This window comes from Mycoplasma sp. NEAQ87857 (assembly GCF_009792315.1).
Classification (GTDB): domain Bacteria; phylum Bacillota_I; class Bacilli_A; order Mycoplasmatales; family Metamycoplasmataceae; genus Mycoplasmopsis.
In genome coordinates this window covers 481,089-496,988 of sequence record NZ_CP045542.1, presented here as the reverse complement: position 1 = coordinate 496,988, position 15,900 = coordinate 481,089, and the positions used below count along the sequence as shown (strand labels likewise).

Below are 15,900 nucleotides of genomic sequence, written 5' to 3'. Positions count from 1 at the left end.
AGCTTAATTTTGTTATTAATTAATAATATAAAACCACCTAAAAATTTAGGTGGTTTTATTAGTTTTATTTAAAATAATTTGTTTATAAATTTAAGTTATTTAATTATTGATCTTGTTTCTTTTTACGTTTTTTAAATCCTAAAATTACTCCAGCTCAATAAGCAGTAGTTCCTAAAATACCAAAGATAACCATTCATCATCCACCATTGGTTGCATCAATACTTGAGAATTGATCAATGGTTTGGTTAATTCTATCAGTTAAGTCTTTTACTATTTCAGGACTATCGATTAATCCTTGGTAATTATTATTAGTTATATTATCTATAGTAGCTGAATCAATTAAATCACGTAATTTATTTTTCAAGCTTGGTTTAGCAAATCTAAATTTATTGCTATTAGTAAAATCAATTGCTTTATTAATTGCATCTTTTAATGCTTGATAATCTTGATCTAGACCTTTAGCTTTAGCTACTATTTGATCAATTTGAGCTTGATCTAAAGCTTTAGCTACTTGATTTTTAAATTCATCTTTTAAACTAGGAGCAAGATTATTTAATTTATTGATTTCATTATTAGCTTGATCAATATCATTAACTAATCCATTAAAGGCTTTTTGAGTTTGCTCTAAAGCATCTTTTAAGTTCTTAATACTATCTTTTAGTTCTTGAATTGTATTGTTGTTATTTGAAATAACTTTTATAGCATTTTCAGTTGCTAAAGGAAGATTTAAAATAACACTTTTATCATTACCTAAAGTAGCAATTAAATCTTTGGCATGATTGATTAATTGATCTAAGTCATTAGTTAATTGATCATGCTCATTTAAAGTATTTAATGATTTATCATAAGCTTTAGATAAATCATTAATACTATTATTTAATTGATCTAAATCATTTGAACTAGTTAATACTTTATTGCTATCTGCTATAGCAAATGGTAATAAACCAATAATTTCATTATTACCATTAGCATCTGTGATTAATTTTTTAGCTTGATTAATTAAATCTTGTAATTTTTCTCTAGCATTAATTAATAAATCTTTCTTAGTAGTATTAATTAAATCATCTGCAGTTTTATTTAAAGTTTTAGTTGAACTATTAGGATTATTTAATACATCTTTAGCATTATCAACTGTGCTTTGAAGCTCTTTAGCAGCTTTAGAAAATGGTTCAATTTGTTTTAGGGCTTTATTTGCATCTACTAAAGCTTTTTCTAATTTGTTTTTAGCTTCATTGTTTAATGCTTTATTGATTGCGTTATTTAAATCATTAATAGTGTTTTGAATACTATCATTGTCACTTGGAGTTAATGTTTTATTTTGAATTTGATCATTAACTTGGTTTGCGTTATTTAAAACATTAGGTAAATTGCCTAAGATTTTATCTTTATCAGGATTATTATTTAATGAATTAATAATATTATTAGCTTGATTAATGCTATCTTGAAGATCTTTAGCATTAGTATCAAAAACTTTTTTATCTTGATTATCTAATGCTTGTTTAGTTTGATCAATGATTTTGTTAATCATCTTATTAATTGCATTAGTGTTATTAGCTAAAGGATTATTTGGATTGTTTAAAATATCATTAGCTTTTTTAATGGTATTTGGTAAATTGCCTAATACCTTAGGATCAGTAATACCTTGAGTTGCATCTTGAGATTTTTTAATTGTATTAGCTAATTTATCTCTTGCTTCTTTTAATAAGTGATTTTTCTCTTGAGTGATTTTATTAATTGCATCATTGATTGCATTATTTAAATCACTTGTTGCTTTAGTTAAAGCATCATTTGAACTATTAGGATCATTTAAGACATTAGTTGCATCGTTGATACTATTAGTTAAATCTTGTTTAATTTTATCAAAAACAGGATTATTAAGATCTTTTAGATCATCATTAATTACTTCTTTAGCACGATTAATAGTACTATTTAATTTATCTTTATTAGCTTGATTAATTAAATTGTCTGCTACTTTAGTTAAATCATTTGCATTATTAGCATTTGGTACTAAATTATTACTATTATCTAAAGTATTATTTGCTTGATCAATAGCATCTTTTAAGCTATTAGCAATATTAGTATTATCTGCAATTACTGGATCATTATTACGAGTAATAGAGTCTTTAACATCATTTGCGTATTTAATTGCATCTTGAAGTTTGTTTTTAGCATCATTAAATACTGATTGATTGTTAAATTGATCTTTAATTTTTGATAATTTATCATCTAAATCTTGCTTATTGTCTTTAAGTTTATTAGTTAATTGCTTGATATCATTAACACTAGTAGTATTGTTAATGGTTGCATTATCTAAATTATTTTGATTGTTTTGGATAATAGGATTTAATGCATTGTTTAAATCTTGTTTAACATTATCTGGAAGATTAGAATTATCTATTGCATCTTTTAAAGCTTTAGCATCATTTAAACTGTTGTTTAAAGCGTTTTTAGCATCTTCAAGATCCTTAGTAGCTTGGTATTTTTTAACTTCATTGTTTAAATTATTGCTTGCATTAATTTTAGCTTCATCACTACTATGAGCATCACTAACTACTTGATCTGCATCATTAATTGCTTTATCTAAATCTTTAGTAATAGTAGGATAATTATCTTTTAAGCTATTTTTAAAGCTATTAGCTTTAATAATAGCACTATGAACTAAAGCATTAGCACTATCGTTATTTAATTTTGCTGCATCATTGTTTAAAGTGCTGTTATTAGCATTATTAGTTAAATCATTTGATGTTTGATCAATTTGATCTTTTAAATTATTAGTTAATTGCTTAATTGCTTCTTGATCATTTGCTGGTAAGTTATTAATATCATTATTAATTTGATCAATTACTTTATTAGCGTTATTAATTGCATCTTGAGCTTTAGCTTTAGCTAATGAATGTTCTAAGTTATTTGCTGAATTATTTAACTGATCTGTTGAAGAATTAGCATTATTTGAAACATTATTAGCATTGTTAATAGCATCAGTTAATGCTTGATTTTGTTCAGGTGTTAAATTATTTAATTTATGAGCTAAATCATCACTAGCTTGATTAATAACATGATCTAATTTAGCTTTAGCTATTGCTTTAGTTAAATCATCATTTGCTTTAGCAACATTATTTAAATCATCTGAGTTAGTTAAAGTATTAGTTGCTTGATCAATAGCATCATTTAATGCTTTAACTACATTAGTATCATTAGCTAAAGGACTATTAGTTAATTGGTTAGCTAATTCCTTAGCTTGATTAATAGTATTAGCTAAATCATTTTCATTATTAATTAATGCATGATTATTAGCAATTGCATTATTTAATGCATCTTTTAATTGATCAATATCATCTAAATAATCTTTAGCACTTACATCATTATTAGCTAAATCGTTTTCAACTTTAGAAATAACATCAGGTAAATTATTAACGATATTATTAATTGGATTATTATGGAATTTATCTTTTAATGAATTAATAAAGTCTTTAGCTTTAGTTAATTCATTATTTAATCCTTGTTTAATTGCAGGACGAATATTTCCATCAAGATTCTTAATTGCATCTTCAATGGCTTTAGCATCAGTATTAATACTATTAGCGTTGTATTTATTAATATTACCTAAATCATCTTGAACAATATTAGTATTATCTGAAGTTTTATTTATTACTTGATCAACAATGTTGGTTAATGCTTGTTTTGCTACATCATTAGCATCAGTAAATAAAGGAGTAGTCATTACTGCTTTAGCATCTTTTAAAGCTTTAGTTAATGGTGCATAATCTTGGTTAGTAGTTTCTGCATCATTTACTGTTGTTTCTACTTGATTTGCAGTAGTTGCATTAGTAATTTGATTGTTATATTGTTCTTTTAAGCTATTACTTATGTTAGTTAAACTATTAATTAATTCTTTATTTTGATCTTTATAACCACTAGCAGATAAGTTATTAATATCATTCATTAAATCTTGAGTTAATGAATGTACTTGATTAATATCTTCACTAGTTCCTAAACTATTAGTTAAATAATTAGCTAAAGTATTTTGTAATATATCTTCTATTTTAGCTTTATTACCTGAAGTGTCATTAGTTCAATTAATATCATTATTAGCTTTTAATTGTTTAACTCTATTAACTTGATCTAACAATTGTTTATAAGCATCATTTAAGTTATTTGCTTGAGTTAAGATATTTTCTACCTCAGCACTAGAAGTAGAATGATCAATTTGATTAATAAATTTATTAGTTAAAACTTGATCTAGATATTGATGTTGAAGATCAATTTTAGCTTGTTTAATACTATTATCTAATAATTCTTGACCATTTAATGCATCTATTGCAGTAGTTAAAGCATTATATTTAGCTTTAATAGTAGTTATATTAGCTTCTGAGTAATCTAATTTACCTAGTTTATTATCTAATAAATTAGCTTCAATATCACTTAAGATATTATCTAAGTTAGTTTTTAAATCACTTGAAGCATTAGTGTAATTAATTGTAGCTTTAGCAGCTATTGCTTGATTAACTTTAGTAATTAATGGTCCATAAACATCGTTTAAATCTTTAGTATGAGTTGCTATAGTATTAATATCATTTAAAGTTGTTTCTTTTAATACTTTGGTATTAATATTATCACTTGAAATGTTATTAACCATTGAAGTTAATGATTCTTTAACACTAGGAGTTAAATTATTGCTATTTGCAATAGTGGTTAATGCATTTTGTTTTGCATCATCTACAATTGCTTTATTGTAAATACTAAAGATATTATCATCAACTGCAGCTGTAGAATTATCATCTAATGTTGCATTATTTAAATTATTTTCAAATTGTTTAAATCCTTCAGGATTAATTTGTTTATAGTTTTCTAAATATGAATTAGTTGCAATTGAGTTTTGAAGTATCTCTTTAGATTTAATAAAGGCTTTTTGTAATACTGCTTTAACTTGGATTGCAATATTTGATGGATCTTGATCTTCGCTAATATCAAAGATTTGTTTAACAAAGGCTTTTTTATCTTCTAAAGATAAAACTTCTGAAGCAATAATTCTACTTGCTGCAGGGAATTTAGGAGCTGTTAGCATTCCTAAAGAATTAATAATACTATCATTTGCTTTAGTTAATTGTTTAATCTTAGTAATAACATCATTTTTATCAGTGAAGTTAGGATCATTTAAGTTATTTAATAATTCTTTAGCGGTATTAGTTTCAGCTTCTAATTTACTTCTAACATCTGTATCAACTTTGTTATATGTGTCAAAGATTTTAATACTTTCACTAGAATCAACAGTATCTTTTAGTTTTTGACTTTGATGAGCTAAATTAGTTGCAGCAACTGCAACATTGCTTGCTTCGTCTTTAAATGAAATAGCACTATCTCTATTAGGTTGATCAACCGCTATATCTTGTAATTTCTTAATTGCATTTTCAGATAATATTCCACCTAAAGAAGCAATAGATTTATTGATGTTATCAATAAATTCTTTACCTGAAGCATCTGCTTTAGTATAAGCAGTATTTAAATTGCTATTAATTTGATTAATAGCATTAGGATCAACTATTGCAGCTCCAGTATCTTTATTAATTAAACTATTAGCAGAATTTAATTCTTTATCTAATTCTTGTTGATCGCTAGTTGTAGCAAATTTATAGTTATTATTAGTATCTTTGAAGTTATTTACCATAGTAGCTGTTTCAGCTAATTGCTTCATAGCTTCATTAACTGCTTTAGCATTAGCTAACTGAGTTTCAACATCTTCAGTAGTTAAAGCAGATTTAATTTTATTACCTAAAGCTACTTTTTGAGCATTATTAATGTAAGTTAAATTATTTAATTCTTCTAAAGCTTTAGCTTTATCAGCTTTTAATTTTTCATCACCATTTAATGCATCAATTGCATCATTAATTGCTTGAACTTGTTTGTTAACTTCAGCAATATTATCTTTAGTACCTAAGTTATTAGAATCTAGGTAATTAGTTTTAGCATTATTAATTGCATTATTTAAAAGATCTTGATTAGTTGCTTGAGTATAAGCAATAGTAGTTTTAGCGTTATCTGCTTTAGCTAAACTATCAGCTAAATCACCATAAGCACCATCTAATGCTTGAGCGTTATTTAAAATGCTTGATACACTATCAACATTATCTGCTGTAGCTACTTGATTTTTAAATTGATCTTTTAAAGTATTATCAATGTGAGTTAAAGCATTAATTGCATTATTTGCTAATTCTTTTTGATGAGCAAGATTAATTGCTTTAGCATCAGCTAAAGCTTTAGTTAATACATCAGTTAATTTCTTAGTTTCATTATTTAAATTATTAATATCACTAGGGTTATTAGCATCAGTATTATTAGTTAATACATCATTTGCTTCAGTTAAAGCGTTATTTAAAGTATCTACTACTGAATGATAAATAGGATCACTTAATTTACTTACTGCTTCTTTAGCTTTTTCTACAACATTATTTAATGCATTAGTTGCATCAATTAAGTTTTTGTTATTTAATGCATTAGTAATTGCTTCAGCTAATGTTTTACTTTCCTCATAATCATTATTAGCATTATTTGGTATAGAATATACAGTTTTAGCTTTTTCAAGAGCTTTATTTAACTCTTGTTTAACTTTAGCATATAAAGGATTATTAGCTAAAGTATCATTTAACACTTCTTTAGCTTTATTAATTTGAGCTTTTAAGCTATTTTCTTTAGCATCATTAATAGCATTAGTTAATTCTTTGGTAGCATTATTAATTGCTTGAACATTAACTGAAGTTAAACTATCATTTGCTTTATCAATTGCATTTTGTAAAGTGCTTGCTATATCACTATATAAAGGATTAGTAGCTATTTCAGTATGTAAATCTTTAGCTTGATCTAAAGCATTATTTAAATCTCTTAAACTATTAGCAATATTTTGCTCACCATTAAGTTGATGATAAGCATTATTTAATGCATCTATAGCATCATTAATATTATTAACTGTAGTATCAGTATCTGTTTCAAAAGCTTTACCTAATAATGAATTATTATCTAAGTATTTAGCTTTGGTTTTATTTACTACATCTGTATAAACATTTTGATTAGTTGCTTGAGTATAGTTGTTTGAAGCAATATTAGAGTCATATGTAGTAGTTAAAGCATCTTTAAGTTTTTTATATGCTTCATCTAACTTAGTTGCATTAGCTAATGCAGTATTAACTTGATCAATAGTAGTATCAGTATTATTTACTTGATCTATATAATGATTTTTTAACTCATTATTAATATGAGTTAAATCTTGAATCTTAGTTACTGTAGCTTGTTTATAAGCAATAACATTAGTTTCAGTTTTATTGTTTGCTTGTTCTAAAGCCGCTGAAGCATTATTAACTTCTTCAATAGTACTATTAGGGTTATTGACATTATTAGCTGTAGCTAATGCTTGATCAAAATCATTAGATTTTAAACCATTATTTCCAATAATATGATTTAAATTATTCGCAATAGCAATTTGATGTTCTAAGTTATTTAATGCTTGATCAAGATTTTTTGCATGATCTAAAGCATTAGTTAAAGTACTATTAGCTTCATTAATAGCTTCAGTAGAGCTATTAGGATTATTATAAACTGCATTTGCTTTAGTTATAGCATCATTTAATTGTTGTTTAATAGTAGCATTATGAATGTTTGGAACATCGTTATTAGCTTGATCTAAGGTATTTTTTAGATTTTGTAATGCTTGATCGTGTAAGTATTTAGCATTATCAGCTAAAGCTTTTTCTGTAGCTTCATTTAATGCTTGAGTTAAATCATTTAGCTTATTAGTATTGTTATAAGCAGGATTATTTGAATCATCTAATGCATTTTCAGCATTAGTTAGTGCTGTAGGTAAATCTCCTAATACTGGATTATTTCCAATAGTAGCAATAGCTTTTTTAGCATTATCAATTGCAGTATTTATTTTATTTTTTGCTTCTTTTAAAGCTAAAGCATCTTGCTCAGCTTTAGCTGCTTTTGATGCTTCTAATGCTTGATTTAAAGTATTAGTTGCTTGATTTATTTGATCTGCAGTAGAACTAGGATCATCTAATACGGCTTTAGCAGCATTGATTGCATTTTCTAAGGTTTCTTTAATTGAATTATATTGCTCAGGATTATCACTAGGAGTTAAAGTGGTATTTGCATAATTTGTTGCATTTTCTATAGCATGAATTAATCCATTATCTGCTAATGATTGATCTGCTAAGTATTTTAATGTTTTAGCATTTTCAGCTATAGTCACTGGATTACCTTCAGTAATAGCAGTATGAGCATTAGCTAACGCTGAAGCTAATGCATCAGATAATTTAGATAATTCAGGATTGTTAGTTGTATTATTAGTATCAATAGTTGATTTAACGCTTTGAGCTTTGGTTATAGCATTATTTAATGCTTCTTTAGCACTATTAACAAATCTTTCTACAGCTACAGGTATAACATCAGTTAAAGCTTTTGTAGCAGCATTTAATGCATTGGTATTATCTGCATCATTAGCTAATGCATTTTTAGCATTAGCTAATACTGTAGGTAAATTACCATTAATAGTATTAGTATCATTTAATCCTGAATTATTAATTGAATCAGTTAAATATTGACCTTGATTAATTGCTTGTCTAATTTTATCTAAGGCATTAGCATTATCCATTGCTGCTTGATCATCAATAGCTTTAGTAATAGCATTATTTAAAGTTTGATCTGCTGTTTGTAAGCTATTGCTATTAGCATTTGCTTCATTTAACGCTTGTTTAGCGTTATTTATAGCATTGGTTAATTCTGAAGCAATATTAGGTGATAAATTACTTAAAGTTTCATTAGCTTTAGCAATTGTAGCTGATAAGGTTTTAGCAGCAGCTAAATTCTTATCACTATTAGTCATTGCATTAGTTAAATTAGTATTGGCTTGATTAATATCATTTAAATTCTGTGAATTTAATACTTGTTTAGCAGTATTAATTGCTTGTTCAAGCTGATGTTGTAAATTAGGATAATTATTTAATCCATTAGTATTTAATTTAGCTTCTGCATTAGCTATAGTGTTAGCTAAAGTATCTTTAGCACTTAAGATTCTGCTATTTCCATCTAATCCTTTAATAGCAGTATCAATTTTATCTGTAATATTTTTTACAGTATCTAAAGCATGAGTTAATGAAGGTAAATGACTAGTATCTGCAACTTTACCTACTCCATTAGTTACATAAGGATGACTATCAGTTATAGCAGTATTTAATGCATCTTGAGTGTTAGTGCTTGCTTGAGTATAGTTAGCTGTAGCTTTAGCACTATTAGCAGAGTTGATCATATTATTTAAATCATTATATGCATTATTTAACTCTTTAGCATTATTTACTGCACTTACAGCATCAGGTAAGCTAGTAGCAGGTTTATTAATATAATTTTTAATTTGAGCTTTAATAGCAGCACTAATATGAGTTAAACCATTAACTTCATTAGCTAAAGCAGCTCTTTTAGCTTCAATGTTATCGCTTGTAGCTGTATTAGCATGAGTTAAGTTGGTTAATGCTTGATTAATAGCATCAGTAGAACTAGAATTATTTATTGCTTCTGCAGCTCTTAAAGCATTATCAAAATTATTGCTTTTTACTCCTGCAACATCTCCTATAGTATTATTCAAAGCTTTAGCTTGATTAATAGCATCATTTAAATTGTTTAATGCATCTTGATGTAAGCTATTATTTAAAGCATTTTTAAGAGCTTGGTTAGCTTGATTCATCTCACTAGCATTAGGATTTGTATTATCTAATGCGTTTTGAGCATTATGAATTGCATCAGTAAGATTTTGTTTAATAGTTGGATCAGTAACATTATTAACTTCATCTAAAGCTTTAGTAATAGTATCTTTTAATTCACTAGCACTATTAGTGGTATTTTTAGCATTTTCTAATGCATCATTTAAAGCTTTAGTAGCTTTATTTAAAGTATCAGGATTATCTGAATCTTCTACAGCTTTTGCTTGATTAATAGCTTCAGTAAGATGTTTTTTGATATTAGGATAATCTGTTAGTGAATCATTATAATCGGTTGCTTTTGCAATAGCTTCTTTTAAAGCGTTTTGACTTTGAGCAACTACTCCATTTAATCCTTCAATTGCATTAGTTAAATCATTAAATAATTTAGTAACTGCAGTTAAAGAATTATTATTACCTTTTTGGTTGGTAAATGCTCTGTTTGCAGCATCTAAAGCATTATCAAAAATAGTTTTTGCACCATTAGTTCCTGTAGAAGCATACTGGTATTTAGGTAAGTTTTGAGTTTTGATATCTTGAGCTTGATTTAATACTGTTTGTAATTTAGTATATTCATTAGCTAAAGTATTAGCATTAGCTAATACTTGATCATTATTGTTTGAAGTTTTTAATTGATCTATAAATCCTTGAATAACACTAGAATCAAGATTATTTAAACCACTAATAGTATTAGCTACTTTAGCTTTGTTTAATGGTTGAGTTAAATTACTATCTAAAGGTGAATTAGTTGCTAAATGACTAGCATTAATTAATCCATTAAAGTAAGTTTTGTTAGCTGAACTTAAATTAGTTAAATGATTAATTTGGTCTTTAACATTAGCTTTAGATAAATTAAGAGCTTTATTGTATAAAGCTTGTTTACTAGTATTTACTGCAGAATTAGCTATATGTCATCCATTAACTTCTTGTTCTAACTGTTGTTTTTGAGTAGCATTAAGATATTCAAAGTTCTTAATAGTGTTAATAATAGGAACTTTATATCCATCAAGATTAATAATAGCGGCATTTAAATTGTTTAAAGCATTATCAACATTAGTGATATTACTATTATTACCTAAATTATTGTTATATAAACCTTTAGCAGTAGCTAAAGCTCTATCAAATGCAGTTTTAACACTTGGTGTAGAATCTAAGTAATTGCTATTAGTTAATAATGAATTAGCATTATTAACTACTGCTTGAAGTTGTTGGTATTTAGTGCTTAAGCTATTAGCACTATTAACTATAGGTTCAATATTATTAGCATTTGTTACGTTTTTTAATTGATCTAAGAAATGATTTTTAACAGTAGTACTTAAGTTATTAATGTTATTAACTGTATAAGAATTTTGAGCTAATTTTAAAGGTAAAGTTAAATTACTATCTAAATCTTGGTTATTAGCATTGTTTAAAGTAGCTGTTTCAACTTTGTTATTATAGTAATTAGCATATGTTGCTGGTAAATGTAGTTGGTTAATTTGAACCTTTACGTTGTTTTTAGCTTGAGTAAAAGCACTATTAACAATATCATTTACTGCTTGATTTTGTTGGTCTGTTGTTGAATAATTTCAAGCTTGAATTTGTTGATTAAAAGTATTCTTTTGAGCTTGAGTTAAATGATCAAAAGAAGCAATTTTGTTTTTAGCTAATTGTTTATATCCATTTAATTGTGCTAAAGCATTAGCAAGAATATTGGTTTTATTAGCAATATCAGGTCTTCGACTAAGATCAAATTTTCCATAGTATCTACCATTAACTGTTTCAACTAAAGCTTTAACATTATTTAAAGCAGTATTAAACGCTTGTTTATTGCTTGAAAGTCTATAGTTATTAGAATTCATTGCAGCTATTGCTTCTTTTAATACTTCAATAGTTCTACCGTATTGATTATTTAAAGCACTTACAGGGTCAATAATAGTAGTAGTAAGTGTATTATGATAACCTTCAATTTGAGCTATTGATGGATTATGTAAGTTTTTAATCTTATTAACATATGCTGTTTGTAAACTAGGAGTTAAATTATTAGTATTAGCAATAATATCAACTGTAATTTGTGCTTTTACTAAAGGTACAGTTAAATTAATATCTGGTGCATAAGAAAGATTGTTATTTATAACAGCATTATTATTTAAAGTTAAATAATTTTGTTTAATAGAATTATCTAAGTTTAAAGCATTAATTTTAGCTTTAACATTATTTTTAGCTGTTGTAAATCCTTGAGAAATTAAACTATTAATTGAATTAGTTTTAGCATCAAATGTACCATTACCTTTAACAATAGTAGTTACATTATTAATTAATGATTGGATTTGACCTGTAGTTAAATATTTAAATTGTTTAATTCTAGCAATTTTACTATTAGCTACAGTAGCTAAAGCAATATTTTGTTGCACAGCTGTATCTAAATCACTTAAATGTAAATCACTACTGTAATTTGCTACATTGGCATTAACTCCATTTAATCAATTACTCATAGTTCCGATATTTACACTATTAATTTGATTCTTAAAGTAAGTAGCTAAAGCAGCAGGTAAATTAGTTAATGAGCTAATAGTATTGTTAGCTAATTCTTTATCTTTAGCTAAAGCATTATTTACTATTGTATTTACTCTAGTATTAACACTAGCAATTTTAGTTAAACTACTATTAGGTCTATGATATTGGTCACTATTAATAATGTTTTGTAATTGACTAACATATTGGTTTACTAATGTATTATTGTTTTTGATTTGTGATAAACGATTAACCGCAAACATTCCTGCACGGATGTTTCCTGTAAGTTCTACTAAAGCAGTAACGTAGTTATTAAAGTTAGTTTTTAAAGGTAAAGTAACATTGTATCCAAAATTAGTTGTTTGATTATTTCTAGTTGATGTTGATCATCAATCACCACTATATCCATTAGCTAAACTATCTAAATATTTATTAAAGAAATAAACAATACCAGCATTATTACTTAATGTATTAGCGGCATTAACAGTACCTACACCATTATTTACTGCAGTTTGTTGAGCACTAGAGCTTAATTGATAAATTTGTTTAAATAAAGAATTAGGAATTTCTCAATTAGCATAATAGTTATTTTTTGCAGTAATTGCTTGATTAAATGCATCAATTAAAGGTTGTAAACTAAAGTTTAATGCAGCTCTAGACATAAAGAAATTAGTGTTTTTTAAATCATTAAATTTAGTTACAAAATGATTAATAGCATTTGTTGCGTTAGTATTTGAAGTAAATGCTCCGGTTTTTGTTGAATTACCTGATTTAAATGGGTTTAAAAGTGCCATTTGTTGATCAAAATATTGATTACCAGTTAAAATGCTTGTAATTCTATTATATTGATATCCGCTATAGTAATTTGTTGACCCACTATCAGTTGATGTTGGTGCGAAGAAAGTTGTATTTGGATTAGTTCTTAGGTAATTATTTCAAGCAGTAGTTACTTGATCTAGACTTTCACTTAAATGTTGATTTTCAAAAATTAATTGTTGAATCTCTTTGGTTAAAACAGCTCTTGTCCCTGAAGAATTTAATACATTATTTTGAATATCTGCAATAGCATTGTTATATTGTTGTTGTTCAGAAGCGGTAGATCCATAGTAATTAAATGTATTTTTATTAGCTACTAATTGATTTACTTTTTGTTTTAAAACATCTTGGTTAGCTACTAAATTAGGTAATGCTTCATAAAGAGTTTTAATCTTAGCTAAGTATCTTCAATAGTTGACATTCAAAGTAGGATATTTAGTTTGATCACCATCGTTCATTCTTAAAGGATCGACCACATTATTCCCTTTTGATCTAACACCATCAATATAATTACTTGTTGATAAATCAGAATATGAATTTACCAATCTCATAATAGCATCTTTTTGACCTTGGTTTAAGTTAGATGTACTTAAGAATTTATTAATTCTAAAAGCGTATTTTTGAACATCGTTTCAATCAAAAATAAATGTATTAGATATTTTAGGGGTGTTTGAATCAGCAAATGAAGAGTAAAGAACAAGTAAGTTGTTATTTAAACTTTCTCAATTTACTACTTTAATTTTCTTAGTTCAATCATCTGTTTTGTTGGTTACAGATGTATCTCTTCAACGGTTGCTAGTTCTAGGAACAGCGAATAAAGCATATTTTGTAGGATCTTTAAATGGTAAATGATCAACTTGGAAATTAAGAGTTTGGTTTCTTACAACCTTTAAATTACCATTTTGACCTTGATTATTTAAATAATTGGTTAAATTTGATCCGTAAATAGGTGAATTTAATGCTCTTCCAAAAGTTCCGGCAGTTGAATAGTTTGATTCGTTTAAACCTATAGTGGTAGAACCATTTGATTGCACTCGATTATTATTTTGATAAATATATCAATTAGGTAAAGGGGTGACAAAATTAGCAATACCTTCAGTATTGTTTGAATAGTTTTGTTTATATGAATTTATTTCTATTGGTAAATTTCTATAGTTGGTTCTTTTTGTTACATAAGCATTAACATAAGCATCACCATTACCACCATTATAAGATTTATAATTTGTATTATATTTATATGTTGCACCAAAATATGATGGTTGATATCCACTAACAGGTTTTAAGTAATCATATCCTGTAGAGTTTTTACCTACTCTTTTCAATGTTATGGTTGTTGAGATAACACTGTTTGCAATATCATAATATTTCTCATTACCTGGTGGCGCTATAAAATCAAAAGTGAACGCTTTACCAAAAGCACTTTGCAATTTTTGACGGTTTACATCTGTTACTTGACTTGAAGTACCTTGTTGAGCAGAGTTGTTCATTTGAAATGGTGAAGTCGTACCAGAAAAGAAACCTCTAATTCCTGCTCCTGCTCCTGAATATATAGGGGGTACAGGACGAGCAAAATTACTATAACTATCTATTAAGTTTATATTAGCTAAAGCGAAACCTCTACCGTTTGCTCTACTGCTAAAAACAATTTGTGGTAATCTATTTCTAGCACCATTACTGCTTAATTGAGTTTCTCTTTGTAATTCAAAAAAGTTTCTATTATTATTATATTCATTTAAATTTAAGTGGAATTGAACACCTGTAGCATTAGGACCACTTTGATTTCATCCAGCAACTCTTAATATAAAGGTTAAATTACCTGTTGTAGGAATTCAATCATTAGAATAAAAGAATCCAAGCTTCATTCCACCTTCGTTTCATGCTTGACTCCCTCTTTGACCATTGGTATTTCAGGTTACTCTTCAAGTTTGAGTATCACTATTTAAACCACCGTCATCAATACGCTGAATGTTTGCGTAATTAACATCATTAGATGAGAAAGCACGTAAAGCACCACCCGCTGTATATCTACTTCTTCAATACCCATTAGTTAAAAATTGATTAACTCTTGTAGTATCACTAATAGGAATACCTTGAGTATTAGCTAAATATTGATATTCAGTTTGATTTCAACTTCAAATATCTGGTTTAATAGCATTATTTCTATAAGCATTTGTATAGCTACTTTGATACGTATATCTTCCTTGATTACTTGCATACGCTGATCAATCAAAGAAGTTTCCACTAGTTGGTAAAGTAAAATACAAACTACTTGAAGCAACTTCAGAACTTTGTCAAGCAGGCAATACTCCAGCATTATCATAAAAAACAGTCTTATTATTAAAATCAAAAAAGTTGGTGTAATCATAATTATTGACATTAGCACTACGATTAAGTGAAATAGCAGTTAAACTTAACCCTGCTACAGTAGTAGCAGAAGCAACTAATGCTTTATTTATGTGTTTATGTTTTTTTGACATATCTGTCTCCAATCATTATATTTATAGTTTTGTTTTTATATTTATATGTATTAATTTTATCTGTTATTCAAATAAAATTAAGACTTATTTGTAATTTATTTTTCAATTTCTATAAAAAATTGCTAATTTTAACAAAAAAATCCAGCTTTTTAGCTTTGAAAAACTTTATATTTCATAAAAAATTATTCATTTTATTTATTAAAGTTTTACGGTTCTTGGTTTTAGAGATTTTAAAAGTACTTAAGCAAGTACCTAGTTCTATATAGTTAAATTCTATAATATTTCATATAAATTACTAAAAAAGGATGTAGAAAAAGATGTGTTTTGTACAAAACACAAAAGTCGCAAAATTAAAATTTTCAAAATTTATG

General features: G+C 26.5%; 1 protein-coding gene. It reads right to left on the bottom strand.

What is annotated here, in order from left to right; all coding sequences use genetic code 4:
* Positions 1-103: 103 nt before the first annotated feature.
* Complete coding sequence (locus GE118_RS01715; protein WP_158763730.1) at positions 104-15,529, bottom strand: GA module-containing protein; 15,426 nt, start codon at positions 15,527-15,529, stop codon at positions 104-106.
* Positions 15,530-15,900 lie beyond the last annotated feature (371 nt).